The 26,098-nt window shown below is 55.8% G+C and carries 26 protein-coding genes and 1 pseudogene; 16 read left to right on the top strand and 11 right to left on the bottom strand.

Annotation, left to right across the window (positions count from 1 at the left end; translation table 11 throughout):
- Positions 1-76: 76 nt before the first annotated feature.
- On the bottom strand, positions 77-3,190 hold the full coding sequence (gene acrD, locus RDN66_RS08085) for a multidrug efflux RND transporter permease AcrD (protein ID WP_035891490.1): 3,114 nt from the start codon (positions 3,188-3,190) through the stop codon (positions 77-79).
- A gap of 327 nt (positions 3,191-3,517) precedes the next feature.
- Here acrD and aegA point away from each other — a divergent pair, with 327 nt between their 5' ends.
- From aegA to RDN66_RS08070, 3 genes are all read left to right on the top strand, one after another.
- Positions 3,518-5,500, top strand: coding sequence for a formate-dependent uric acid utilization protein AegA (gene aegA / locus RDN66_RS08080; RefSeq protein ID WP_035891492.1), 1,983 nt, complete (start codon positions 3,518-3,520; stop codon positions 5,498-5,500).
- Between the two features lie 57 nt (positions 5,501-5,557).
- Entirely contained in the window at positions 5,558-6,136 is a 579-nt protein-coding gene (gene nudK, locus RDN66_RS08075) for a GDP-mannose pyrophosphatase NudK (RefSeq protein WP_035891494.1), read from the top strand.
- A gap of 103 nt (positions 6,137-6,239) precedes the next feature.
- Entirely contained in the window at positions 6,240-7,289 is a 1,050-nt protein-coding gene (locus tag RDN66_RS08070; protein WP_308537764.1) for a DUF1176 domain-containing protein, read from the top strand.
- On the opposite strand, the gene RDN66_RS08065 is transcribed toward RDN66_RS08070, so the two are convergent.
- Complete coding sequence (locus tag RDN66_RS08065) at positions 7,286-7,612, bottom strand: EthD family reductase (RefSeq protein ID WP_123650244.1); 327 nt, start codon at positions 7,610-7,612, stop codon at positions 7,286-7,288. The two genes, RDN66_RS08070 and RDN66_RS08065, sit on opposite strands and share 4 nt — an antisense overlap.
- Before the next feature lie 214 nt (positions 7,613-7,826).
- On the opposite strand from RDN66_RS08065, the gene RDN66_RS08060 reads away from it, so the two are divergent.
- The gene (locus RDN66_RS08060) at positions 7,827-8,738 is read left to right on the top strand and encodes a LysR substrate-binding domain-containing protein (protein ID WP_202217460.1); all 912 of its coding nucleotides are present in this window, start codon (positions 7,827-7,829) and stop codon (positions 8,736-8,738) included.
- A 245-nt stretch (positions 8,739-8,983) separates the two neighbouring features.
- Positions 8,984-11,263: an NADP-dependent oxaloacetate-decarboxylating malate dehydrogenase gene (gene maeB, locus RDN66_RS08055; RefSeq protein ID WP_308537763.1), complete on the top strand. Its 2,280-nt coding sequence runs from the start codon at positions 8,984-8,986 to the stop codon at positions 11,261-11,263.
- Between the two features lie 79 nt (positions 11,264-11,342).
- Here maeB and hemF read toward each other — a convergent pair whose 3' ends face one another.
- On the bottom strand, positions 11,343-12,245 hold the full coding sequence (gene hemF / locus RDN66_RS08050) for an oxygen-dependent coproporphyrinogen oxidase (protein ID WP_202217461.1): 903 nt from the start codon (positions 12,243-12,245) through the stop codon (positions 11,343-11,345).
- Positions 12,245-13,114: an N-acetylmuramoyl-L-alanine amidase AmiA gene (amiA, locus tag RDN66_RS08045; protein WP_202217462.1), complete on the bottom strand. Its 870-nt coding sequence runs from the start codon at positions 13,112-13,114 to the stop codon at positions 12,245-12,247. Before amiA ends, hemF begins: the two co-directional genes overlap by 1 nt.
- A 213-nt stretch (positions 13,115-13,327) precedes the next feature.
- Here amiA and RDN66_RS08040 point away from each other — a divergent pair, with 213 nt between their 5' ends.
- The 4 genes from RDN66_RS08040 (at position 13,328) to RDN66_RS08025 (ending at position 15,823) form a co-directional block, all read left to right on the top strand.
- Positions 13,328-13,753 carry a GNAT family acetyltransferase gene (locus RDN66_RS08040; RefSeq protein WP_035891508.1) on the top strand — a complete coding sequence of 142 codons (426 nt, stop codon included), beginning with the start codon at positions 13,328-13,330 and terminating at the stop codon, positions 13,751-13,753.
- On the top strand, positions 13,740-14,189 hold the full coding sequence (locus RDN66_RS08035) for a DUF2919 domain-containing protein (protein ID WP_035891510.1): 450 nt from the start codon (positions 13,740-13,742) through the stop codon (positions 14,187-14,189). Before RDN66_RS08040 ends, RDN66_RS08035 begins: the two co-directional genes overlap by 14 nt.
- Positions 14,190-14,250: 61 nt before the next feature.
- Positions 14,251-14,826, top strand: coding sequence for an RpoE-regulated lipoprotein (locus RDN66_RS08030; RefSeq protein ID WP_202217463.1), 576 nt, complete (start codon positions 14,251-14,253; stop codon positions 14,824-14,826).
- Between the two features lie 97 nt (positions 14,827-14,923).
- A complete protein-coding gene (locus RDN66_RS08025; RefSeq protein WP_123650237.1) occupies positions 14,924-15,823 on the top strand; it encodes a Dyp-type peroxidase in 900 nt (299 codons plus the stop codon).
- A 38-nt stretch (positions 15,824-15,861) separates the two neighbouring features.
- Here the strand turns inward: RDN66_RS08025 and RDN66_RS08020 are convergent.
- Positions 15,862-16,113, bottom strand: a pseudogene (locus tag RDN66_RS08020) (Txe/YoeB family addiction module toxin); the annotation flags it as partial.
- Positions 16,110-16,361: a YoeB-YefM toxin-antitoxin system antitoxin YefM gene (gene yefM / locus RDN66_RS08015; protein WP_202217465.1), complete on the bottom strand. Its 252-nt coding sequence runs from the start codon at positions 16,359-16,361 to the stop codon at positions 16,110-16,112. The pseudogene RDN66_RS08020 and the gene yefM, both read right to left, overlap by 4 nt.
- A 246-nt stretch (positions 16,362-16,607) precedes the next feature.
- Between yefM and RDN66_RS08010 the strand changes: the two genes are divergently transcribed.
- From RDN66_RS08010 to cysM, 5 genes are all read left to right on the top strand, one after another.
- Positions 16,608-17,624, top strand: coding sequence for a sulfate ABC transporter substrate-binding protein (locus RDN66_RS08010; protein WP_308537762.1), 1,017 nt, complete (start codon positions 16,608-16,610; stop codon positions 17,622-17,624).
- Positions 17,624-18,457 (top strand): sulfate/thiosulfate ABC transporter permease CysT, encoded by an 834-nt coding sequence (gene cysT, locus RDN66_RS08005; protein WP_035897290.1) that lies wholly within the window; start codon positions 17,624-17,626, stop codon positions 18,455-18,457. The genes RDN66_RS08010 and cysT overlap by 1 nt, the downstream gene beginning before the upstream one ends.
- Entirely contained in the window at positions 18,457-19,332 is an 876-nt protein-coding gene (cysW, locus tag RDN66_RS08000) for a sulfate/thiosulfate ABC transporter permease CysW (RefSeq protein WP_123650233.1), read from the top strand. The genes cysT and cysW overlap by 1 nt, the downstream gene beginning before the upstream one ends.
- Positions 19,322-20,416, top strand: coding sequence for a sulfate/thiosulfate ABC transporter ATP-binding protein CysA (cysA, locus tag RDN66_RS07995; RefSeq protein WP_123650232.1), 1,095 nt, complete (start codon positions 19,322-19,324; stop codon positions 20,414-20,416). Before cysW ends, cysA begins: the two co-directional genes overlap by 11 nt.
- Before the next feature lie 113 nt (positions 20,417-20,529).
- A complete protein-coding gene (cysM, locus tag RDN66_RS07990; RefSeq protein WP_202217467.1) occupies positions 20,530-21,441 on the top strand; it encodes a cysteine synthase CysM in 912 nt (303 codons plus the stop codon).
- Here the strand turns inward: cysM and RDN66_RS07985 are convergent.
- The 3 genes from RDN66_RS07985 to ptsJ form a co-directional block, all read right to left on the bottom strand.
- Positions 21,438-21,839, bottom strand: a complete 402-nt coding sequence (locus RDN66_RS07985) for an SgcJ/EcaC family oxidoreductase (RefSeq protein ID WP_202217468.1) — start codon at positions 21,837-21,839, stop codon at positions 21,438-21,440. The genes cysM and RDN66_RS07985 overlap by 4 nt on opposite strands.
- 90 nt (positions 21,840-21,929) lie before the next feature.
- Positions 21,930-22,634, bottom strand: coding sequence for a type 1 glutamine amidotransferase (locus RDN66_RS07980; RefSeq protein WP_202217469.1), 705 nt, complete (start codon positions 22,632-22,634; stop codon positions 21,930-21,932).
- Between the two features lie 13 nt (positions 22,635-22,647).
- Positions 22,648-23,943 carry a transcriptional regulator PtsJ gene (gene ptsJ / locus RDN66_RS07975; RefSeq protein ID WP_202217470.1) on the bottom strand — a complete coding sequence of 432 codons (1,296 nt, stop codon included), beginning with the start codon at positions 23,941-23,943 and terminating at the stop codon, positions 22,648-22,650.
- A gap of 84 nt (positions 23,944-24,027) precedes the next feature.
- Between ptsJ and pdxK the strand changes: the two genes are divergently transcribed.
- Positions 24,028-24,894 carry a pyridoxine/pyridoxal/pyridoxamine kinase gene (pdxK, locus tag RDN66_RS07970; protein ID WP_202217471.1) on the top strand — a complete coding sequence of 289 codons (867 nt, stop codon included), beginning with the start codon at positions 24,028-24,030 and terminating at the stop codon, positions 24,892-24,894.
- Entirely contained in the window at positions 24,891-25,130 is a 240-nt protein-coding gene (locus RDN66_RS07965; protein ID WP_115073804.1) for a cytoplasmic protein, read from the top strand. The genes pdxK and RDN66_RS07965 overlap by 4 nt, the downstream gene beginning before the upstream one ends.
- Positions 25,131-25,300: 170 nt before the next feature.
- On the opposite strand, the gene crr is transcribed toward RDN66_RS07965, so the two are convergent.
- Both crr and RDN66_RS07955 read right to left on the bottom strand, forming a co-directional pair.
- A complete protein-coding gene (crr, locus tag RDN66_RS07960; RefSeq protein ID WP_035896914.1) occupies positions 25,301-25,810 on the bottom strand; it encodes a PTS glucose transporter subunit IIA in 510 nt (169 codons plus the stop codon).
- A gap of 40 nt (positions 25,811-25,850) precedes the next feature.
- Positions 25,851-26,098, bottom strand: a 248-nt coding sequence (locus RDN66_RS07955; RefSeq protein ID WP_308537761.1) for a putative PEP-binding protein, incomplete at its 5' end; no start/stop codon positions are given.

The raw sequence follows: 26,098 nt of genomic DNA, 5'->3' as shown, positions 1-26,098 counted from the left end.
ATTTAAATGTCGCCTTTTCTGTTTCTGGTTTTCGCGTTCAGGCTGGCTGAAACAGCCTGAACGATTTTGTAGCAATTTACTCTGGCTTTTCTTTCAGCGGGAAGCGTCGACGTACCAGTACAAAGAACAGCGGTACGAAGAAAATGGCCAGAATGGTTGCCGAAATCATCCCGCCAACCACGCCGGTGCCCACGGCATGCTGGCCGCCGGAGCCTGCACCGGTGGTGAGGGCCATTGGCAGCACGCCGAAGATAAAGGCCAGTGAGGTCATTAAGATCGGGCGCAGACGCTGACGGCAGGCTTCAAGCGTCGCAGTCATCAGATCTTCCCCTTTCTGGTTCAGATCGTTGGCAAACTCGACGATCAGAATAGCGTTTTTCGCCGATAGCCCGATGACCGTCAGCAGACCCACCTGGAAGTACACGTCATTTTCCAGTCCGCGCATCCAGGTCGCCAGCAGCGCACCGATAACCCCCAGCGGAACCACCAGCATGACCGAGAACGGCACGGACCAGCTTTCATACAACGCTGCCAGACAGAGGAAGACAACCAGCAGCGAGATAGCATACAGCGCCGGAGCCTGTGCGCCCGACAGCCGTTCCTGATAGGACATTGCCGTCCACTCAAGGCCGAAACCGGTTGGCAACTGCTGCACCAGGTTTTGCATCACGTCCATGGCGGTACCGGTACTGACGCCCGGCGCGGCTTCACCAATAATTTCAACCGCCGAGTAACCGTTGTAGCGCTCCAGACGCGGGGAACCAGTCTCCCAGCGTGAAGTGGCAAAGGCGGAGAACGGCACCATCTGCCCGGAATTATTGCGCACGTACCACAGGTTCATATCTTCCGGCAGCATGCGGTATTTTGCGGCGGCCTGAACGTACACTTTCTTCACGCGACCGCGATCCATAAAGTCGTTCACGTAGCTTGAACCCCACGCGGTTTGCAGCGTGTCGTTGATATCATCGATAGAAACGCCCAGCGCCTGTGCTTTACGCTGATCGATATCGACCTGCAGCTGTGGGCTATCGTCCAGACCGTTGTGGCGTACGCGCGTCAACTCTGGATTGTTGCCCGCCAGCTCCAGCAGTTTGTCACGGGCAGCCATCAGCGCATCGTGTCCGGCACCGGCGTGATCCTGGAGCTCCATATCGAAACCGGCAGAGCTCCCGAGGCCGCTAATGGCCGGCGGGCTGCTGGCGTAGACACGGGCCTCTTTGATTTTATTCAGCGCTTTGGTGGCGCGTTCGATAATGGCAAACGCGGTGCCGGTTTTGCTGTCACGTTCGTCCCAGTCTTTCAGGCGCACGAACATACGTGCGACGTTTTGACCGTTACCGCCGGGGCCGGAGCCGATGGTGGCAAAGATGGACGTGACGTTGTCTTTCTCGTTTTTGAAGAAATAATCTTCAACTTGTTCAACTACCTTCAGCGTCTGCTGTTGGGTTGAACCGCTCGGCAGCTGTACCGAGGTGGTGAACATACCGCGGTCTTCCAGCGGCAGGAATGACGAAGGCAGGCGCAGGAACAGGAACACCATACCGCCCAGCAGCAGCACGTAAATCAGCATCCAGCGCACGCTGCGATGGAGAATTCTGGCCACGCCCGACTCATAGCGGCGGGCGCTGGCATCAAAGTGGCGGTTGAACCAGCCGAAGAAGCCTTTAGTGCCGTGCACTTCCCCTTTATGAATAGGCTTGAGGATCGTCGCGCATAGCGCCGGGGTCAGAATCATCGCCACCAGCACCGACAGCACCATCGCCGAAACAATGGTAATGGAGAACTGGCGATAGATTGCCCCGGTGGTGCCGCCGAAGAAGGCCATCGGAATAAAGACCGCCGACAGCACCATGGCGATACCCACCAGCGCGCCCTGAATTTGCCCCATCGATTTGCGCGTCGCCTGCCGCGGCGTGAGCCCTTCGGTACTCATTATTCGCTCGACGTTCTCAACCACCACGATGGCATCATCCACCAGCAGGCCGATGGCGAGCACCATCGCGAACATCGTCAGGGTATTTATGCTGTATCCGCAGGCGTAGAGAATGGCGAAGGTGCCCATCAATACGACCGGCACGGCAATAGTGGGAATCAGCGTGGCGCGGAAGTTCTGCAGGAACAGGTACATCACCAGGAACACCAGCAGGATGGCTTCGAGCAGCGTTTTTACCACATCCTTGATGGAGGCTTTCACGAACGAAGTGGTCTCGTAGGCGACTTTATATTCCAGCCCGTGCGGGAAGTACTGTTTCAATTCGTCCAGACGCTGGATAACTCGCTCGGCGGTGGCCATTTCGTTGGCACCGGAGGCGAGTTTAATCCCTAAGCCGGAGGCCGGGTTGCGGTTATAACGGCTGAGGTAGTCATACTTTTCGGCACCCATTTCCACGGTGGCGACATCGCCCAACGTCACCTCTGAACCGTCCTGGTTGACGCGAAGCGTAATGTCGCGGAACTGTTGTGGCGTTTGCAGCAAAGATTGGGCGTTAATCGTGGCGTTCAGCGCCTGCTTGTCGATAGACGGTGTGCCGCCAAGCTGGCCGACCGCAATCTGGGCGTTCTGCGATTTAATGGCATTCGTCACGTCCGCGGTGGTCATCTGATAGCTGTTCAGTTTGGCCGGATCCAGCCAGATACGCATCGAATACTGCGAGCCGTAGGCGTCGATATCACCCACGCCATCAACGCGGCTGATAGGGTCCTGAACGTTACTGGCGACGTAGTCGGAGATATCCTGCTTATCCATGCTGCCGTCGGTGGAGACGAAGGCGATGGTCAGGATGTTGGTATCCCCGGTTTTTCGCACCGTAACACCCTGGGTTTGCACCGCCTGCGGCAGCTTGTTCATGGCGGTTTGTAGCTGGTTTTGCACCTGCTGCACCGCTTCATCAGGATCGGTCCCGGCGACGAAGCTTAAGGTAATCGTCGCCTGCCCGGTGGCGCTGCTTTGGGAAGACATGTACATCAGGTTATCGATACCGGTCATATTCTGCTCGATAACCTGCGTGACGGTGTTCTCCAGCGTTTGCGCGGAGGCACCAGGATAGTTAGCGGTCACACGCACGTTAGGCGGTGCCAGGTCAGGGTATTGCTCAACGGGTAATGAAAATATCGCCAGGGCCCCTGTGAGGCACAAAAGGATTGCCAGCACCCAAGCAAAAATGGGGCGATCAATAAAGAAATTCGCCATCAGGATCAGAACCTCATGTTGTTCATTTTTTTATGTACTGAATTGCGTGAAACACTGTAGCCGTAAGGCTCTCAGCAATCGTGGAGAAAAAAAGGAGATAATGTAAATTATCATTCCGCTTTTCTGAAACGGTTTGCACATCCTTACGCTATTGGCCTCACGACCTGAAACGTAATTTCATTGAAGCTGAAATTTTTTGATCTGCCACATCATACTGATAAATAGTCCCCGTTTCTGGGCAAATGGACATTGCCTGGGGGATAAGTACTCGGCTAATAAATAGGACTTATAAATATAAGGTTAATTTGGACCATAGGCTGAGAATGTATGAACCGTTTTATTAGGGTAGATAGCCAAAAATGCATTGGATGCAAGGCGTGTGAAGTAGCCTGCGTGATGTCGCATAACAATGAACAGCATGTGTTAACCCCTGCTCAGTTTATTCCGCGTATTACCACCGTGAAGATGAATAATCAGCGAGGGGCGGCAACCTGCCATCACTGTGAGGATGCCCCTTGCGCTCGTAGCTGCCCGAACGGCGCGATTCGTCAGAGTGATGATGCCATTCTGGTCGATCAGGCGAAATGTATCGGCTGCAAATCCTGCGTCGTTGCCTGCCCGTTTGGCACCATGCAGATAGTGCTGACGCCAACTGCAGAGGGGCGCGTTAAAGCGAGCGCCCACAAATGCGATCTGTGCCATGAGCGCGCGGCGGGTCCGGCGTGCGTGGAAAACTGCCCGGCGGATGCACTTCAACTGATGACCAGTCAGCAGCTTACCGATATTGCTAAAAATCGTCGCCTACAGACCGCGTGCCGGGAAGCGCAGCCGTGGCATAGCGACAGCCGCGCCGTTGCGCCGGAAGTGAAGCGCAGTAAAGTCGAGCAGATGGCACAAACGCCGACACGTGGTGAGGCCGATAAGCTCAACATTGAGGCCCGCAAAACCGGCTTTGCGGAAATCTATCTGCCGCTAAAAGAAGCGCAGGCGCAGCAGGCTTCCTCACGCTGCCTGACGTGCGGCGAGCACAGCATCTGCGAATGGACCTGCCCGCTGCACAACCATATTCCGCAATGGATTGAACGGGTGAACGCTGGTGATATCGACGCGGCGGTAGAACTGTCGCATCAGACTAACCCACTGCCGGAAATCACCGGCCGCGTCTGCCCGCAGGATCGACTCTGCGAAGGAGCCTGCACCATTCGTGATGAACATGGTGCGGTGACTATCGGCAATATCGAACGCTATATCTCTGATCGCGCGCTGGCTAAAGGCTGGCGGCCTACCGTCGGTAACGTTGCCAGCAGCGGCAAACGAGTGGCGATTATCGGTGCTGGCCCGGCGGGGCTGGCGTGCGCCGATATTCTGGTGCGTCAGGGGGTAGAGGCGGTAGTGTTTGACCGCCACCCGGAAATTGGCGGCCTGCTGACCTTCGGCATTCCTTCCTTCAAGCTGGATAAATCGCTGATGGCGCGTCGGCGTGAAATTTTCACTGAGATGGGCATTCGCTTTGAGCTGAACTGCGAGGTGGGTAAAGATATCGCCCTGGAGACGCTGCTTGCTGATTACGACGCGGTGTTTGTCGGCGTTGGGACCTATCGCTCGATGAAGGCCGACCTGCCGAATGAAGACGCGCCGGGCGTTTACGACGCCTTGCCGTTCCTGATAGCCAACACCAAAAACGTGATGGGCATCAGTGAGCTACCTGACGAACCCTATATCAATACCAAAGGGTTGAACGTGGTGGTGCTCGGTGGCGGCGACACGGCGATGGACTGCGTGCGCACCGCACTGCGCCACGGCGCGCAAAAAGTGACCTGTGCCTATCGACGTGACGAAGCCAACATGCCGGGGTCGAAAAAAGAGGTCAAAAATGCCAAAGAAGAGGGGGCCGAGTTTGAATTTAACGTTCAGCCGGTGACCCTTGAACTGGATGAGAAAGGCCACGTGTGTGGTATTCGCCTGCTGCGTACCCAGCTTGGCGAGCCGGATGCTCAGGGCCGCCGACGTCCAATGCCAATACCAGGCAGCGAGTTTGTGATGCCCGCGGATGCGGTGATCATGGCCTTTGGCTTCCATCCGCACAGTATGCCGTGGCTCAATGCCAAGGGTGTCGATGTGGATGACTGGGGGCGTATCCGCGCCAACGTCAATTCGCCTTACCGCTACCAGACCAGCAATCCACAGATTTTCGCCGGCGGTGACGCTGTGCGTGGCGCGGATTTGGTGGTGACGGCGATGGCGGAAGGGCGGCACGCCGCGCAGGGTATTCTCGACTGGCTTGGGGTAAAAATCACTCCAGCGCATTGACGATAGCCGGGCTCGGCGGCGTAATATGTCTTATCCGTATTACGCCGTGGAGCCCGCATGTCCCTGAATATTACCGTCATCAAAGATAAAATCCTCTCAGATAACTACTTTATCCTGCGCAATATCACCTACGATTTAACCCAGCGAAACGGCGATGTGGTCCAGCACAAACGTGAAGTCTATGACCGTGGCAACGGCGCGACGGTGTTGCTGTATAACCGCCAGAAACAGAGCGTGGTACTGGTGCGTCAATTCCGTGTCGCCACCTGGGTTAACGGCAACCTCGACGGGATGCTAATCGAAACCTGCGCGGGGCTGCTGGACGATGATGAGCCGGAAGCCTGCATCCGCAAAGAGGCGATTGAAGAGACCGGCTACCAGGTGAGCAACGTGCGTAAGGTCTTCCAGCTTTATATGTCACCGGGAGGCGTTACCGAGATAGTTCACTTCTTCATTGCCGAATACGATGAGCGTCTGCGACAAAATAACGGTGGCGGGGTGGAGGATGAAGACATTGATGTGCTGGAATTGCCGTTCGCTCAGGCAATTGAGATGATTCGTAGTGGCGAAATTTGCGACGGTAAGACGGTGATTTTACTTCAGTATCTGCAAAGCTCAGGCCTTATGGCGCAATAAAAGACAATGCTCAATCCGATAATTCTGATTGAGACTCGCCGCTTCGCTAGTGAAGATACCCCCCAGTATATTGATGTTTTTTTCTTCTGGGGTTGTACCGTCCATGCGTTACCACGTTCTCCTCTTTTTCTTCTGCATCGGGTTGCTCCCGACGTCGTTGACGTGGGCGGCCCCGGCGCAGCAGCTTTTCTCTGATTGGTTAGTCACCTGTAATAACCAGAATTTCTGCGTAACGCGCAACGTGGGGTTACACCATGGTCTGGTCATGACGCTCAGTCGCAGCGCCGGGGCGCACACCGATGCCCAGCTCCGTATTGAGCTGGGTGGCCTGGTCAACCCGGTAGCGGCCGTACCGGCGATAGAGCCGCGGCTGCTGCTTGATGGTCAACCGCTTAAGCTGACCGGCGAGCACTGGAAGGTGCAGCCTAAGCTACTGACCACCGGCGATAGCGTCACCATTGATGCCTTCTTACAGCAAATTCAGGATGCCGATGCCATCACGCTGGTGAAGGGCGTTCAGGTGATGTCGCTAAAAGGGCTGAAGGCAGCGCTGCTGTTTATCGATGCCCAGCAAAAACGCGTAGGCAACGAAACGGCATGGGTGCGCAAAGGGGATGAGCCGCCGATGAGCGTACCGCCCGCACCGGCGTTGAAGTCGGCGGTGAAAGCGATTCCTGCTCCGACGCCGCTCAGCCACGACGAGTACAACGACCTGCTCGATTTCGGCACCTGGCGTATGAACAATAATCAGTGCTCACTGGATCCTGGCCGCCGTGAAGTCTGGGTGACGGCGTTAAGCGATGATAAAGCATTGATAATGACCAGCTGCGAATCAGGTGCTTATAACACCATCTATCTCGGCTGGCTGGTGTCGCGCAAGAAACCCTTTATCACCACGCCCATTCGTCTTCGTCTGCCGTTCCTGCCCGCTGGCAGCGACAGCCGCGATATCGAGTTGGTCAATCTGACTTTCAATGAGAACTCGCGGGAACTGGTGACGTTGGATAAGGCCCGCGGGCTGGGCGACTGCGGCGTGCAGACGCGCTGGCGTTTTGACGGCCAGCGTTTCCGCCTGGTGCGCTACGCCGCGCAGCCAGAATGCGATAACTGGCAAAGCGCCGACGCGTGGGCGACGCAGTGGGTCTCCGGTTAACGTTTTCTGATTTCCGTAATATAGGTAACGGCCACGTTGGCGGCAAAGTTGGGTACGTCGTCAAACGCCTTCTGGCCTACCGGAGAAGCAAAGGCAGCCATCGCATCCTCTAGTGAATCAAACCACAGTTCAGAAAATCCGTCGATCGGCGAGTCGGGGTAGACCCGGCGGTCGATAGGATTCAACACATAGCCACGTAGCCCCGGCAGCTCGAGGGCAATTTTGCTGTGTACCGCCTGCCAGTGGGCCACAAACTCTTCAAAACTCTGCGTTGTTTTTTTCGTCAGCAGACCGACGTGCTTAAAACCGTTTGCCGTTGTCATCGTGTTCTCCAGCCTATCAACTCAATGATTAATTTAACTATTTAGGATGATGGCTTAACAGGCCTGCTTTGCCACATGATGGTGGTTCGTCATCACGCTGCATACTATGATTGATTTTATTTGAGCGATAAATAGGGATTGAGTTGCTTCTTTGTAGACATAAATTCTCCAATACGCTAAAGCATAGCGATGGCAACCCAATGGATGAACAACGATGCGAAAAACCGATAATCTTGGCGGTATTACTGCTTTTGTAACGACCGCGCAGCAGGGAAGCTTTACCGCCGCCGCAGAGCTGCTGGGGCTGACTAAATCGGCCGTAGGCAAGAGCGTGAGCCGTCTGGAAGCACGCCTGGGGCTGACGTTGTTCCTGCGTTCCACCCGGCGTTTGAGCCTGACGCCGGACGGGGAAGCCTTCCTCTCCCGCTGCCAGCAGGCCATTGATATCCTTGAACAGGCAGAAGCGGAGCTCACCGCCCACGTCATTCACCCGGCGGGCAGGCTTCGGGTTGACCTGCCGTCGGCCTTCGGTCGGCAACGTATTCTCCCCATCCTGCTGGCGATTACCCAGCGCTACCCTGAACTGTCGCTGACGGTGACCTTTAGCGAACGCTTTGTCGATCTGATTGAAGAGGGGATCGATTTGGTGGTGCGGATCGGTGAGCTGGCTGACAGCAGCGGGCTGGTGGCCAGAAGACTCACGACGCAGAAGCTGGTTATCTGTGCGGCTCCCGCGTATCTCAAGGCGTTCGGGGAGCCACAGTGTGTCGATGCTCTCGCTCGTCATCGCTGCGTAGTCGGTTTTCGGCGTAATCAACCTCTATCCTGGCTTATCAAATCGGCGGACGGAAAGATAACGCGTTTCACGCCGCCGCCCACTTTTGAGATGGCCGACGGCGACGCGATGCTTGTCGCAACGCTTGCGGGCTGTGGGCTATCGCAGCTTCCACGCTGGCTGGTGGCGGAATCATTGGCGTCAGGGGCGCTGGTAGAAGTCCTGGCCGAAACCGCCGGTGGCGAAATGCCTATCAGCGCCATCTGGCCAAAAAACCGTCAGATGCTGCCAAAAATTCGTTATGCGGTGGACGAGCTGATAAAGGCGGGGCTTGAAGGGCGGCTGGATTAAAACCATAACTTTTTGGTTATAGCTGGCATAACGAAAAAGCATAGATGGATATCATGATCTTGCTATCGATAATTGGTAACATATAGGCAATAAATCAATAACAAATCAAGGCGTGTTCGCAAGAGTATGGCGGCCTTCAAAGTTTACCGGGCTGTCAAAGGCGATACTAGGCGCTTCCTTCGGGAGTGCATCAGGAACGTAATTGCGCTTCACCCTTTTAGTTCGATACGTGAAAGGAACCCCAAATGGACGACCAATTAAAACAAAGTGCCCTCGATTTCCATGAATTCCCTATCCCAGGAAAAATTCAAGTCTCTCCGACTAAGCCGCTGGCAACGCAGCGCGACCTTGCGCTGGCCTACTCTCCGGGCGTAGCGGCCCCGTGCCTGGAAATCGAAAAAGACCCGCTGGCGGCGTACAAATATACGGCGCGCGGCAACCTGGTCGCGGTGGTGTCAAACGGCACCGCGGTACTCGGGTTGGGGAATATCGGCGCGCTTGCCGGTAAACCGGTGATGGAAGGCAAGGGCATTTTGTTCAAGAAGTTCGCCGGTATTGATGTTTTCGACATCGAGGTGGACGAAACCAACCCTGATAAATTTATCGACGTGGTTGCTGCGCTGGAGCCGACTTTCGGCGGCATCAACCTGGAAGATATCAAAGCACCGGAATGTTTCTACATTGAGCAGAAACTGCGCGAGCGTATGAACATTCCTGTGTTCCATGACGATCAGCACGGTACGGCTATCATCAGCACCGCGGCTATCCTCAACGGCCTGCGCGTGGTAGAGAAAAATATCTCCGACGTGCGCATGGTGGTTTCCGGCGCGGGCGCGGCGGCGATTGCCTGTATGAACCTGCTGGTGGCGCTGGGGATGCAGAAACACAATATCGTGGTCTGCGACTCGAAGGGCGTGATTTACGAAGGCCGCGAGCCCAATATGGCGGAAACCAAAGCCGCTTACGCGGTGAAGGATGACGGTAAACGCAGTCTCGACGACGTGATTGCTGATGCGGATATCTTCCTTGGCTGCTCCGGCCCGAAAGTGCTGACCCAGGAGATGGTCAAAAAGATGGCACGCGCGCCGATGATTCTGGCGCTGGCTAACCCTGAGCCAGAAATTCTGCCGCCGCTGGCGAAAGAAGTGCGTCCGGATGCCATTATCTGTACCGGCCGTTCTGACTACCCGAACCAGGTGAACAACGTGCTGTGCTTCCCGTTCATCTTCCGCGGCGCGCTGGACGTTGGCGCAACGGCGATTAACGAAGAGATGAAGCTGGCGGCAGTCCACGCGATTGCGGAACTGGCGCACGCCGAGCAGAGCGAAGTGGTAGCCTCCGCCTACGGTGACCAGGACCTGAGCTTTGGCCCAGAATATATTATTCCTAAGCCGTTCGATCCGCGTCTGATCGTTAAGATCGCTCCTGCGGTAGCGAAAGCGGCGATGGATTCCGGCGTGGCGAAACGCCCGATTGCCGATTTCGATGCGTATATCGAAAAACTGAGCGAGTTCGTCTACAAAACCAACCTGTTCATGAAGCCGATTTTCTCACAGGCCCGTAAAGAGCCGAAGCGCATTGTACTGGCGGAAGGGGAAGACAATCGCGTGCTGCACGCGACGCAGGAGCTGATTACGCTCGGTCTGGCGAAGCCGATTCTGATTGGCCGCCCAAGCGTCATTGAAATGCGTTTGCAGAAACTGGGCCTGCAAATTAAAGCCGGCGTGGACTTTGAAATCGTCAACAACGAGTCCGACCCGCGCTTTAAAGAGTACTGGCAGGAATACTATAGCTTGATGAAGCGCCGTGGGATTACCCAGGAGCAGGCGCAGCGTGAAATGCGCAGCAACACCACTGCAATTGGCTCCATTATGGTGCTGCGCGGCGAAGCTGACGGCATGATCTGCGGCACCATCGGTGACTACCATGAGCACTTCAGCGCCGTACAGCCGCTGTTTGGCTACCGCGACGGCGTTCACACCGCGGGCGCAATGAATGCGCTGCTGCTGCCAAGCGGCAATACCTTTATTGCCGATACCTACGTCAACAATGACCCAACGCCGGAGCAGATTGCTGAAATCACTCTGATGGCGGCGGAAAGCGTGCGTCGTTTTGGTATTGAACCGCGCGTGGCGCTGCTGTCACACTCTAACTTTGGCTCGTCCGATTGCCCATCAGCCAGCAAAATGCGCGATGCGCTGGAACTGGTGAAGGCACGTGCGCCTGAGCTGATGATTGACGGTGAGATGCACGGCGATGCCGCGCTGGTGGAAAGCATTCGTAATGACCGTATGCCGGACAGCCCGCTGAAAGGCTCTGCGAATATCCTGGTGATGCCAAATATGGAAGCGGCGCGTATCAGCTACAACCTGCTGCGCGTATCCAGTTCTGAAGGGGTAACCGTGGGGCCAGTGCTGATGGGGGTATCGAAGCCGGTACATATCCTGACGCCGATTGCTTCCGTCCGCCGCATCGTTAACATGGTGGCGCTGGCGGTAGTCGAAGCGCAGACCCAGCCGCTGTAACAATGTAGCCCGGGGAGGCATTCACGCCGACCCCGGGAATGGCACCGAGCTAATCCCGGCGGCACTTCGCTTGGCCGGGCTACAGGAGCCAGTCTTTCACTTTGATAAATTCGCTTAAGGCGGCTTCCGGGCTGCCTTCTTCCGGCTGGTAGTTATACTCCCAGCGCACCAGCGGCGGCATCGACATCAAAATCGACTCCGTGCGCCCGCCGGTCTGTAGGCCGAACAGCGTGCCGCGGTCCCACACCAGATTAAACTCCACGTAGCGCCCGCGGCGATAGAGTTGGAAATCGCGCTCACGTTCGCCGTACGCCATCGCTTTTCGTCGTTCAACAATTGGCAGGTAGGCATCGGTGAAGCCTTTCCCTACCGCTTGCATAAAGCCAAAGCAGTGGTCGAAATCAGGCGTATTCAGGTCGTCAAAGAACAAGCCGCCAATGCCGCGCTGCTCGTTGCGGTGCTTGAGATGAAAATAATCATCGCACCACTTTTTATAGCGCGGATAGACATCCTCGCCAAACGGCAGACACAGGTCTCGGGCGACAGTGTGCCAGTGCACCGCATCTTCCTGAAAACCGTAGTAGGGCGTTAAATCGAAGCCGCCGCCAAACCACCATACCGGCTCAGCGCCCGGTTTTTCGGCGATAAAGAAGCGGACGTTAGCGTGGCTTGTCGGCACGTATGGGTTGCGCGGGTGTACCACCAGCGATACGCCCATGGCTTCAAAGCTGCGCCCGGCAAGTTCTGGGCGATGTGCCGTTGCTGATGCGGGCATCGCATCGCCATGGACGTGGGAGAAGTTCACCCCGGCCTGTTCAAAGACGCTGCCGTCGCGCAGAACTCGGCTGCGACCGCCGCCGCCGGCTTCACGCTGCCAGCTATCTTCAATAAAGGTGCTGCCATCTACGCGCTCAAGCTGCTGGCAGATATCGTCCTGCAGCTTGAGCAGAAAGGCTTTCACCTGCTGTACGTTGATGGTCATTAACGTCTCTTCGCGTGGGCTTTCTGGTTATCAAACCAGTGGAAGTAGCTGATGATGCCGGAAGCAATCGCATCGGCAATTTTCTGCCTGAACGCGACGGTACCCAGCAGCTTCTCTTCTCCTGGGTTGGTGATAAACGAGGTTTCCACCAGCACTGAAGGAATGGACGGCGACTTCAGCACCACAAATGCGGCCTGTTCTGTACTGCGACTGTGCAGCTTGTGCACCGGCTTAATTTTCTTCAGCACGTGCGAGCCGAGCGTCAGGCTGTTTTTAATGGTGTCGGTCTGGACAAGGTCAAACAGCACCTGCTGGAGCAAGTGGTCTTTATCCTTGGCCTTTTTACCGGCGAGCTCATCGGCGGCGTTCTCTTTGTCCGACAGGTATTTTGCCATGGCGCTACTGGCCCCACGGTTAGAAAGGGCAAACACCGATGCGCCCGCCGCTGAAGGGTTAGTAAAGCCGTCCGCGTGAATCGACATAAACAGATCCGCGCCGTGCTGATGGGCAATTTCGACCCTGTCGTAAAGCGGAATAAAGGTGTCGCCCGAGCGGGTCAATTTGGCATCGATACCGTTCTTCTGCAAAATTGCGCGGACGTTTTTGGCAATCGCCAGCACCACGTGTTTCTCTTTCGAACCGTTATGCCCAATGGCGCCGGTATCAATACCGCCGTGGCCTGGGTCCAGCATCACTAAGCGTCTGCCCGACGATTTCTTCGCCGGTTTGCTGTGACCGTTGCTGGTTTTTAAATTGGTCTCTTTAGCGACTGCCTGAGAGGCGATCCCCGACAGCGTGAGTGCAGCCAGTCCGGCTTTTAGCACCTGGCGGCGCGAAGTCAGTATTTTTAAGGGTTTAAAAGTGCTCATTCCGGCCTGAGTTGTAAAAACAAGAATCCATATGTTATATCGTATCGCGAATTTCGTTACGACTGTTCGTGATGAGAATTGTTTTACTTTTCATTTCAATACGTGTCTGTACCGTATTATGCCATTTTTTTCACTGTGCCGCGTCAGATATTGGCTAAATTGCCCGTTCACGCCATAATCACTGTTTTTAAACCTGAAAAGGCGGGCAATACCATGGAGATACGCGTTTTTCGCCAGTCGGACTTTGAAGAAGTCATCACCCTGTGGGAGCGCTGCGATCTGTTGCGCCCGTGGAACGATCCGGAGATGGACATCGAGCGCAAGGTTAACCATGACGTGAGTCTGTTTCTTGTCGCGGAAGTCAACGGTGAAGTGGTCGGCACCATTATGGGCGGCTACGATGGCCACCGCGGCTCTGCGTACTACCTGGGCGTGCACCCGGAATACCGTGGTCGCGGCATCGCCAATGCGCTGCTGAATCGCCTGGAGAAAAAGTTGATTGCCCGCGGTTGCCCGAAAATCCAGATCATGGTTCGTGAAGAAAACGACGTGGTGCTTGGTATGTACGAACGTTTAGGCTACGAACATGCCGACGCACAAAGTTTAGGTAAGCGCCTGATAGAAGATGAAGAGTACTGAGTTTTCACCCGCTGATTACGACCCGCAGGGCCGTCTGCGCCTGCCTTTTCTGTTCTGGTGTCTGCTACTGTTGCAGGCGCGGACGTGGGTACTTTTCCTGATGGCGGGCGCATCGCGCAATCAGGGCGATGCGCTGCTGAATCTGTTTTATCCCGACCATAGCCTTTTCTGGATTGGGCTGCTTCCCGGCGTGCCGGCGGTTCTGGCCTTTTTGCTAAGCGGGCGGCGGCATCTTTATCCGCGCCTATGGAAATGGCTCCGCCCGGTCCTGATCCTCGCCCAACTGATTTTACTGCTCTGGCAGCCGTGGATGTGGCTGGGCGGTGAAGCGCTTTCCGGCGTGGGATTAAGCCTGTTTTTACTCGATATTTTTGCCTTATGGTGGCTTATCACCAACCGACGTTTACACGCCTGTTTTACGGATGTCGCAGAATAGACGGCACTTTTTGTGTTTACTGGACTCCAATAGGCCTGACTTGAATATATAGGAAGTATCAATGAAATCGCTGCGTTTACTCTTGTGTGCCCTCCCTCTGGCGCTGACCGGCTGTTCAACGTTGTCGTCGGTGAACTGGTCTGCCGCCTATCCGTGGAACTGGTTTGGTTCCTCCGCCGGTGTGACGGAGCAGGGCGTGGGCGGACTTAATGGGTCCACCGCGCTGAACGAACAGGCGATTAGCGATGCGCTTGGTAGCAGCTATCGTCTGCGTAGCGGGATGAAAGCGCACGACGGTAACATCGTTCATTACTTTGAAGCGCTGCGCGGCGATAAGCTGGCGCTGGTGATTAACGGCGATAGCGGCACCGTCAGCCGCATTGATGTTCTTGATGACAGTATTGAAGCCGCAGATGACGTGAAGGTCGGCACTCCGTTCAATAAAATTTACGATAAAGCCTTTGGCAATTGTCAGGCGACAACGGGAGACGACAGCAACGTCGTCGAGTGTAAGGCCAAAGGCAGCGAGCACATCAGCTACCAGTTCTCGGGCGACTGGCAGGGGCCGCAGGGTTTGATGCCGCCGGACGATACCTTGAAAAACTGGACGCTGAAGAAAATCATCTGGCGTCGCTAAATTTGACGCCAGATAGCCCGTAGATGTCAAAAGCGGGTACAATGTGTGAGGTTTTTATATGCCACGACGTCGTGGCATTTTATTTTCAGGAGGAGCGATGTCTCAGGTTCAGAGCGGCATTTTGCCGGAACATTGCCGCGCGGCGATTTGGATTGAAGCCAATGTTAAAGGGGACGTTAACGCCCTGCGTGCCGGTAGCAAAATTTTTGCCGAAAAGCTGGCGGCGTTTCAGGATAAATTCCCGGATGCGCATTTAGGCGCAGTGGTGGCGTTTGGTCACGACACCTGGCGCGAGCTGAGCGGCGGCGTAGGTGCAGAAGAGCTGAAAGACTTCCCTCCGTACGGTAAAGGACTTGCACCCTCCACGCAGTTTGATGTGTTGATCCACATTCTGTCGCTGCGCCACGACGTAAACTTCTCCGTTGCTCAGGCTGCACTGGCGGCGTTCGGTGATGCCCTGGACGTGCAGGAAGAAGTGCACGGTTTCCGCTGGGTTGAAGAGCGTGACCTGAGTGGTTTCGTTGATGGCACCGAGAACCCGGCGGGTGAAGAAACGCGCCGTGAAGTTGCCGTAATTAAAGACGGTGTTGATGCGGGCGGCAGCTACGTCTTTGTTCAGCGCTGGGAGCACAACCTCAAGCAGCTTAACCGCATGAGCGTACCGGATCAGGAAATGATGATTGGCCGTACCAAAGAAGCCAACGAAGAGATCGACGGCGACGATCGCCCGGAAACCTCTCACCTGACCCGCGTTGACCTGAAAGAAGACGGCAAAGGGCTGAAAATTGTGCGTCAGAGTCTGCCTTATGGCACCGCGAGCGGTACCCACGGCCTGTACTTCTGCGCGTACTGTGCGCGTCTGCATAACATTGAACAGCAACTGCTGAGCATGTTTGGCGACACCGACGGTAAGCGCGATGCGATGCTGCGCTTTACTAAGCCGGTGACCGGTGGGTATTACTTTGCGCCTTCGCTGGATAAGTTAGTGGCGTTGTAAGGTGCACTCTCTTCAGATGCCATAAAACGGGTCGTCTGATAGTGATACCGGCATGCCGCAATCAGTAGAGCATCGTTATCAAGTTTGTAGACAAGTCGATGCTCTAATGTGATCCGGCGGGACCAGAATCCCGCCAGATCAAATTTCAGCGGTTCTGGCTTACCTTTGCCGACAAAGGGCGTGCGTTTAATCTCCCTGATAAGTTCGTTTATCTTTTTTATCATGCTCTTATCCGTATCTTGCCAGTACAGATAATCGTCCCATGCCTGTGCTGACCAGATAAGTTTCACTCCATCAGATCCCTTTGGATACCTTTTCCAGTCTTTAGCTCCTCAATCGCATCCATGAGTCGTCCGGCATTTGCGGGTGATTGCATCAGATAAGCGGTTTCTTCCAGCGAACTGTATTCCTCAAGCGACATCAGCACGCATGCCTTACCGTTTTGTTGGGTGATGATAATAGGGGCGCGCTCTTCCGTCGCTTGCCGTAACGTTGTGGATAGGTTTTGCTGGGCTTCGCTATCGCTGATTATTCTCATTGCACTCTCCAGATGATGTCATACATATCCATTGTATGTGTGCGGATATTTGACCCTGGATTAACAGCCCGAACAAGCCGTTGATAATGCTTTTGCGAGGCGTTATCCAGATATTCCTGGCATGTTAAAAATCCTTATTCTCTTTTCAACTTCCAAATCACCAAACGGTATATAAAACCGTTACTCCTTTCGTCTCCGTTATAAATACACTGGTGCTCAGAGAGTCTTCAAACGATAGGGTGCGCAATGGCTATGACGTTACTGAAAAAAAGATACCTGGCGCTGGCCGCTTCAATGCTGCTGGTGGCGCAAGCACAGGCGACGGAGCTGTTAAACAGCTCTTATGACGTCTCCCGTGAGCTGTTCGCCGCCCTGAATACGCCGTTTGAACAGCAATGGGCGAAGGACAACGCGGGTGACAAGCTGACGATTAAGCAGTCTCACGCCGGTTCTTCCAAGCAGGCGCTGGCTATTTTGCAGGGCTTAAAAGCTGACGTTGTAACTTATAACCAGGTGACCGATGTGCAGATTCTGCACGACAAAGGCAACCTGATCCCGGCCAATTGGCAGTCTCGTTTGCCAAATAACAGCTCGCCGTTCTACTCGACCATGGCGTTCCTGGTGCGTAAGGGCAACCCGAAGCATATCGAGAGCTGGAATGACCTGGTGCGTCCGGACGTGAAGCTGATTTTCCCGAATCCGAAAACCTCCGGCAACGCGCGCTATACCTATCTGGCAGCGTGGGGCGCCGCGGACCAGGCTGACGGCGATGATAAAGCTAAAACTCAGCAGTTTATGACCCAGTTCCTGAAAAACGTCGAAGTGTTTGATACCGGCGGCCGTGGCGCGACCACCACTTTCGTGGAGCGCGGTCTGGGCGATGTGCTGATCACCTTCGAGTCTGAAGTGAACAATATCCGTAAGCAGTATGAAGATCAGGGCTTCGAAGTTGTGGTGCCGAAGGTCAACATTCTGGCGGAGTTCCCGGTCGCGTGGGTCGACAAAAACGTCAAGGCTAACGGTACCGAGAAGGCGGCGAAAGCCTACCTGAACTATCTGTATAGCCCGCAGGCGCAGACCATCATCACCGACTACTACTACCGCGTGAACAACCCGCAGGTGATGGACAAGCTGAAAGACAAATTCCCGCAGACTGAACTGTTCCGCGTGGAAGACAAATTTGGCGCCTGGCCTGAAGTGATGAAAACGCATTTCGCCAGCGGTGGTGAGTTAGACAAGCTGTTAGCGGCGGGGCGTAAGTAATGTTTGCTGTTTCTTCCAGACGTGTGCTGCCGGGCTTTACCCTGAGCCTCGGCACCAGTCTGCTGTTTGTTTGTTTAATTCTGCTGCTGCCGCTGAGCGCGTTGGTCATGCAACTGGCGCAGATGAGCTGGTCGCAGTACTGGGATGTGATTACCAACCCGCAGGTGGTGGCAGCCTACAAAGTGACGCTGCTGTCGGCGTTTGTGGCTTCGATTTTTAACGGCGTGTTTGGCCTGCTGATGGCGTGGGTGTTAACCCGCTACCGTTTCCCGGGCCGTACGCTGCTGGACGCGTTGATGGATCTGCCGTTTGCGCTGCCAACGGCGGTGGCGGGCCTGACGCTGGCGTCGCTGTTCTCGGTGAACGGCTTCTACGGTGAGTGGCTGGCGAAGTTTGATATTAAGGTGACCTACACCTGGCTCGGCATCGCGGTTGCGATGGCGTTCACCAGCATCCCGTTTGTGGTACGTACCGTTCAGCCGGTGCTGGAAGAGTTAGGCCCTGAATATGAAGAAGCGGCGGAAACGCTGGGCGCTACGCGCTGGCAGAGCTTCCGTAAAGTGGTGCTGCCGGAACTTTCCCCGGCGCTGGTGGCGGGCGTCGCGCTGTCGTTCACCCGCAGCCTTGGCGAGTTTGGCGCGGTGATTTTCATCGCCGGGAACATTGCCTGGAAGACGGAAGTGACCTCGCTGATGATCTTTATTCGCCTGCAGGAGTTTGATTATCCAGCGGCGAGCGCGATTGCATCAGTTATCCTCGCGGCCTCTCTGCTGCTGCTGTTTTCCATCAATACCTTGCAAAGTCGCTTTGGTCGACGTGTGGTAGGTCACTAATGGCGGAAGTTACTCAATTGAAGCGCTATGACGCACCCCGCATCAACTGGGGTAAATGGTTTCTGATTGGTACCGGGATGCTGGTTTCGGCCTTTATCCTGCTGGTACCGATGATCTACATCTTCGTCCAGGCTTTCAGCAAAGGGTTGATGCCGGTGCTGCATAACCTGGCCGACCCGGACATGCTGCACGCCATCTGGCTGACGGTGATGATTGCGCTGATTACCGTGCCGGTGAACCTGGTGTTCGGCGTGCTGCTGGCATGGCTGGTGACGCGCTTTAACTTCCCGGGTCGTCAGCTGCTGCTGACGCTGCTGGATATCCCGTTTGCCGTCTCGCCGGTCGTCGCGGGTTTGGTTTATCTGCTGTTTTACGGTTCCAACGGCCCACTCGGCGGCTGGCTGGAAGCGCATAACCTGCAAATTATGTTTGCCTGGCCGGGTATGGTGCTGGTCACCATCTTTGTGACCTGCCCGTTCGTGGTTCGTGAATTGGTACCGGTAATGCTGAGCCAGGGCAGCCAGGAAGACGAAGCGGCGGTGCTGCTTGGCGCTTCCGGCTGGCAGATGTTTAAACGCGTCACGTTGCCAAATATTCGCTGGGCGCTGCTGTACGGCGTGGTGCTGACTAACGCCCGCGCAATCGGTGAGTTTGGCGCGGTGTCGGTGGTCTCCGGCTCGATTCGCGGGGAGACCCTGTCGCTACCGTTACAGATTGAACTGCTGGAGCAGGACTACAACACCGTCGGTTCCTTTACCGCCGCCGCGTTGCTGACCCTGATGGCTATTTTGACCTTGTTCTTAAAGAGTGCGTTGCAGTGGCGTTTGCATAATCAAGAAAAACGCGCGCAACAGGAGGGAAATCATGAGCATTGAGATTGCCAATATTAAGAAGTCTTTTGGTCGCACCCAGGTGCTGAATGATATCTCTCTGGATATCCCTTCCGGCCAGATGGTCGCGCTGCTGGGGCCGTCCGGCTCCGGGAAAACCACGCTGCTGCGTATTATCGCCGGGCTGGAGCACCAGACCAGCGGGCATATTCGCTTCCACGGCACTGACGTCAGCCGCCTGCACGCGCGTGAACGTAAAGTGGGATTTGTGTTCCAGCACTACGCGCTGTTCCGCCATATGACGGTGTTCGACAACATCGCCTTTGGCCTGACGGTGCTGCCTCGTCGCGAGCGCCCAAACGCCGCAACCATTAAAGCAAAAGTCACCAAACTGCTGGAGATGGTGCAGCTCGCCCATCTGGCAGACCGCTACCCGGCACAGCTTTCTGGCGGACAAAAACAGCGCGTGGCGTTGGCTCGTGCGCTGGCGGTGGAGCCACAGATTTTACTGCTCGACGAACCGTTCGGCGCGCTGGATGCGCAGGTACGTAAAGAGCTGCGTCGCTGGCTGAGACAGCTACATGAAGAGCTGAAATTCACCAGTGTTTTCGTCACCCACGATCAGGAAGAAGCGATGGAAGTCGCTAACCGCGTGGTGGTGATGAGCCAGGGTAATATCGAACAGGCCGATGAACCGGATCAGGTATGGCGCGAGCCCGCCACCCGCTTCGTACTGGAGTTTATGGGGGAAGTGAATCGTCTGCAGGGCACCATTCGCGGCGGGCAGTTCCACGTTGGCGCGCACCGCTGGCCGCTGGGCTATACGCCGTCCTATCAGGGGCCGGTGGATCTGTTCCTGCGTCCGTGGGAAGTGGACGTGAGCCGCCGTACCAGTCTCGATTCCCCGCTGCCGGTTCAGGTGCTGGAAGCTAGCCCTAAAGGTCACTACACCCAATTAGTTGTCCAGCCTCTGGGGTGGTATCACGAGCCGTTAACGGTGGTGATGCGAGGGGACGACGCGCCGCTGCGTGGCGATCGTCTGTTTGTGGGCTTGCAGAATGCACGCCTCTATCACGGCGACCAGCGTATTGAGTCCCATGAGACGCTTGCTCTGGCAGAAACGGCCTGATAGCTTAATCGCACGTGGTTTTGCCGGGTGGCGCTACGCTTACCCGGCCTACAAAACAATACTGACAGGCCCGGTAAGCGAAACGCAGCCGGGCTTTTTATTGGACAGCAGAAGTGAATACATTAGAACAAACGATCGGCAACACGCCGCTGGTCAAATTACAACGTCTGGGGCCGGATAACGGCAGTGAAATCTGGATCAAGCTGGAAGGCAACAACCCAGCGGGGTCGGTCAAAGACCGTGCGGCGCTGTCGATGATTGTCGAAGCCGAAAAACGCGGTGAAATAAAGCCGGGCGATGTGCTGATTGAAGCGACCAGCGGTAATACCGGCATTGCGCTGGCGATGATTGCGGCGCTCAAGGGCTATCGCATGAAGCTGCTGATGCCCGACAACATGAGCCAGGAACGCCGTGCGGCAATGCGCGCCTACGGTGCCGAGCTGATTCTGGTCACTAAAGAACAGGGGATGGAAGGGGCACGTGATTTAGCCCTTGAAATGGCCCAGCGCGGCGAAGGCAAGCTGTTGGATCAGTTCAACAATCCGGATAACCCGTACGCGCACTACACTACAACCGGCCCGGAAATCTGGCAGCAGACGGCGGGGCGCATTACCCATTTCGTCTCCAGTATGGGCACCACCGGGACGATTACCGGCGTGTCGCGCTTCTTACGCGAGCAGGACAACGCGGTGACTATCGTTGGCCTGCAGCCGGAAGAAGGCAGTAGTATTCCAGGGATTCGCCGTTGGCCTGCGGAATATATGCCGGGCATTTTTAACGCCAGTTTGGTTGACCAGGTGTTGGATATTCACCAGAACGACGCGGAAAACACCATGCGTGCGCTGGCGGTGAAAGAAGGTGTGTTCTGTGGCGTGAGTTCCGGCGGCGCGGTAGCCGGGGCCATTCGCGTGGCCGAACAAAACCCAGGAGCAGTGGTGGTGGCGATCATCTGCGATCGCGGCGATCGCTACCTTTCAACCGGCGTGTTTGGCGAAGAGCACTTCAGCCAGGGCGCGGGGATTTAAACTTCCGGATTATCCAGCAGGTCTGTGCCGTAGGAGTTATCTACGGTGCAGAGCCAGCGGCCTGCGAACTTTTGAAAAACGTAGGTAGCGCGGCGCGTAACCTGCGTTGACTCTCCCTCCGCTAACGGAATATCCAACCGGGTTTCCATAATCACCAGCGCGTTATCACCGCCTTCAATAATCTCCATTCGCCCCTGCGTCACCACCAGTCGATGCTGAAAATAGTCGGCGATGGCAATAAACGCTTTGCGAATATTCTCTTTGCCGCTAACGACCATGCCAGGTTTGACCACCAGGGTGGCGTCGTCGGCATAATATTCCATCAGCGTGGCGTAGTCCTCCTGCGAGATGGCGCGGTCGCAGGCTTCGATAACGGCTTTAAGCGATGATGCTGGCATGGATTCTCCTTGGCTAGGGGGACTTCCCCGGCGGCGCTGCGCTTGGCCGGGCTATCGTAGCCCGGACGAGGCGAAGCCGACTCCGGGGAACTACTGGGTCAGCTTATCAAGGAATGCCCATAACTTCTGGTTCATTTCGCGATAATCGTGCGCGCGCATCTCCTCCACCGAGCGGATAAACGGTTTGCCTTTGGCCTCCGCCAGTTCCTGCTCGGAATGCTGAATCAACCCTTCGACGGCGTCAGCGGTAAATTCCATATGGCACTGGAAACCATAAACCTTATCGCGATACTGAACGATTTGGCGCGGGCAGCCAGCGCTTTCGGCCAGGATTACCGTGTCTGCCGTCAGACCTGGCATATCGTTGTGCCAGTGGCCTACGGTTAACGGTGAGCCAAAATGGCTGAATAGCGGGTGTTCGAGCCCGGCTGGGGTAAGCGTAATCGGGTAGTGGCCGATTTCTTTATTTGGGCTCTGCTGTACCTCTGCGCCCAGCGCTTCACCAATCAGCTGCGAGCCAAGACAAATCCCTACCACGATACGCCCAGCGTCAATCGCCTGGCGAATCAGCCGCTGCTCGGCTTTCGAATCAAAATAGGGGCACTCGGCAAGGGTGGTGCGCGGTGACTGCGGGCCGCCAAAGACCACCAGCATATCAAACCCGTCGGCGTTCTCCGGCACCGTGTTACCGGCGTAAACGTGGGTCTCGCTCACATTATGGCCACGCGTAGCAGCCCAGGGCAGGTAGGCTCCCGCAGATTCAAATGATTCGTGGATAACAAAATGGACGCGCACGGAAGTTCTCCTGTTAGCGGCTTAGCGCCTGACGAATATCGCCAGCCAGCCGGTTGATGTCGTTGTCGTTGAGTGTTGAAAGCGTAATGCGCAGGCCCTGCGCCGGAGACTGCACGCCAAAAGCATCGCCTTCGCGTACCAGCCAGCCGGATTTGGCGAGCGTAAAAGCCATGTCCTGGCTGGAGTCCGTAAGCGGTAGCCAGAAGTTCAGGCCATCGCCGGGGGCAATATGGGTTATCCCTTGCGCACGTAGCGCCTGCGCCATTTTTTGTTGCTGCCCGGCATAAAACTGTCGGGTCTGCTCGAGGGATTGCTGGAAATCTGTGTCGCTTAAGCAGGCGTAGACCAGATCCTGCAACAGATGGCTGACCCATTGACTACCGGCGTTAAGCCGCAATCTCAGCTTCGCCGAGGTAGCGGTATCGCTGGCGACAAAAGCTAGCCGCAGATCCGGGCCTAACGTTTTCGACACTGAACGAACCACCGCCCAGTGCTGTGTTTGCGGTGCAATCACCGGGTGCCAGGGCGCTTCGGCGAGTAGGGCAAAGTGGTCGTCTATTATCACTAGCGTTTGCGGGTAGCGGCTCAGCACCTGCTGTAATGCAGCGGCGCGGGCGGCGCTCAGGCTGCACCCGGTGGGGTTATGGGCGCGTGGCGTCAGGATCACGGCACGAGCGCCTTTACTCAACGCCTGCTCCAACTGTTCTGGCTGCATCCCTTCACGGTCAATGCTGACCGGGCTGGCGTTAAAGCCGCTGTAGCGTAGCATGCTGATGCTGCTCAGAAAGCAGGGGTCTTCGACGGCAACGGTGTCGCCTGGCAGAAGGTGGGCGCTCAGCAGGCGCTCAATAGCATCAATCGCCCCGCTGGTAAGGTCGATTTCTCCAGCTACGGGCATAACATCCTGCATCCACTGCGCCGCCCAATCGGCCAGCGCTGGTGATACCGGCGTATCGCCGTACAGACGCGGCGTGCTGCTGATGCGTGAGAGGTACTGCGCCAGGTTTGGCAGTCGTTTCGTTGCGGGATTACCGCTGGAGAGATCGGTAAGCGGCGTATGCGGATTACCGCCTTCCAGCGCCACCGGAGCGGCGGTCTCTTTAACCACGGTGCCGTTACGACCCAGGCTCAGCGCCAGCCCGGAGGTCACCAGCCGCTTATAGGCGGACGCCACCGTGTTGCGGTTCACGCCAAGCTGGGTAGCCAGTTCACGCACCGGCGGCAGCGTTTCTCCCTTCGCTAATGTCCCGCGGGTGATATGCTGACGAATACTGTCAAAGATTTCGTTGGCGCTTTTTCCGTCGATCATTATTGACCTATGACAAAATGAATTTTAGCATATGACGATAATAGTGAGGCGTTAGCCCGCTGTCCAGAGTCAGAGGAGAAGTAGATGGGGCAGGATAGTGAAATACAGTCGGTGCTCTTCAACGATACGCACCGGGCATTACAGACGGACATCGTGGCCGTTCAGTCGCTGGTGGTCTACGGCAGCGTAGGTAACAGCATTGCGGTACCCGCGATAAAATCCCACGGCCTGCGGGTGACTGCCGTGCCGACGGTGCTGTTCAGCAACACGCCGCACTACGAGACGTTCTACGGCGGCGTCATTCCCGGTGAGTGGTTCGGCGGCTATCTGAAGGCACTGAATGAGCGTGATGCGCTGCGTGAACTGAAGGCGGTCACCACCGGCTATATGGGCAGCGCGGAGCAAATTGCGCTACTGGCCGAGTGGCTGAAAACGGTACAGGTATCGCACCCGGATATCTGCATTCTGGTCGACCCGGTCATTGGCGATGTCGATAGCGGTATCTACGTGAAGGCGGAAATTCCGCAAGCCTATCGTACCCATTTATTGCCGCTGGCGCAGGGGCTAACGCCGAACGTGTTCGAGCTGGAAATGCTGAGCGGCAAGCCGTGCCGTACGCTGGATGAAGCGGTTCTGGCGGCAAAATCTTTACTCAGCGATACGCTGAAGTGGGTGGTGATCACCAGCGCGCCTGGGCGGACGGAAAACAACATTACCGTCGCCGTTGTGACACCGGAAGCGGTAGAGGTGATTGAACACCCGCGTCTGGAAACGGACTTAAAAGGCACCGGCGATCTGTTTTGCGCTGAGCTGATTAGCGGCATCGTACAGCAACAGCCGCTCGCCGCCGCGGCACATGCGGCGGCAGAACGGGTGCTGGCAGTGATGAGTTGGACGCAGAAATGCGGTTGTGATGAGCTAATACTGCCGCCGGCAGGGGAGGTGCGATGAAGTGTTATCGTCTGGTTATTCGGCATAATGGCCGTCTGGTAGGGCATTTTGATACCAGCGGGCAGGATGCCCTTGAGGATGCCTGCGTCGCGCGGGCAATGTTTGGCGTTACCGGTGGCTATCAGTGTGAACTGCTGGTGTCCGATTCCGAGCGCCGGATGCTGGAAAGCGGGCCGGAAGGAATGAAAGTTCTGATGCGCGAACCGTGTTTTCGTCCGGTGACGTCACAGCTGTAACCCGTAAGTTGGCGCTGAAATGTTCGCAATATTGTAGGCCTGATAAGCGTAGCGCCATCAGGCAGTGCGCAGCTCCATCGCCGGATGGCGGCGCAAGCGCCTTATCCGGCCTACATACTACAGGCAAAAAAATGGCGCCATTCGGCGCCATTTTTATATGCGGTTAAGCATTATTTTTTAATGCGAATAACCGGGGTCTCACCCACTGTCACGCTACCGGACAGTTTGGTCAGTTCTTTGATCTCGTCCATGTTGGAGATAACCACCGGAGTCAGGGTAGACTTGGCTTTTTCTTCCAGCAGGGCCAGATCGAACTCAATCACGGTGTCGCCAACTTTAACGCGCTGGCCTTCTTCCGCGATGCGAGTGAAACCTTCGCCTTTCAGTTCAACGGTATCGATACCGAAGTGAACGAACAGCTCGATGCCGCTATCGGATTCGATAGAGAAAGCGTGGTTGGTTTCAAAAATTTTACCGATGGTGCCGTCAACCGGTGCAACCATTTTGTTACCGGTTGGTTTGATAGCAATGCCATCGCCAACAATCTTCTCAGCAAACACTACATCCGGCACGTCTTCGATGTTGACGATTTCGCCAGAGAGCGGTGCAATGATCTCAATGGTTCCGGTGTCTTTTTTATCATCAGAAACCAGAGATTTCAGTTTATCGAACAAACCCATGATCTTCTCCTAAGCAGTAATTTGGGCCGCGTCTCGTGGATTAGCAGATTGTTTTTTCTTCAATGAACTTGTTCACCAACGCCAGCAGTTCGTCTGTGGTCGGTTGAGCAAGCGCTTGCTCTGCTAATACCTTCGCATCTTCGAAGTTCGTGTTACGGATAATCTTCTTAATGCGCGGGATAGAAATGGCGCTCATAGAGAATTCGTCCAGACCCATCCCCAGCAACAGAAGTGTAGCACGTTCGTCGCCTGCAAGCTCACCACACATGCCAGTCCATTTGCCTTCAG

The organism is uncultured Kluyvera sp., assembly GCF_902485085.1.
GTDB classification, from domain to species: domain Bacteria; phylum Pseudomonadota; class Gammaproteobacteria; order Enterobacterales; family Enterobacteriaceae; genus Kluyvera; species Kluyvera ascorbata.
Note: the sequence above shows the minus strand (reverse complement) of the source record. Positions and strands in the feature narration are given on the sequence as shown.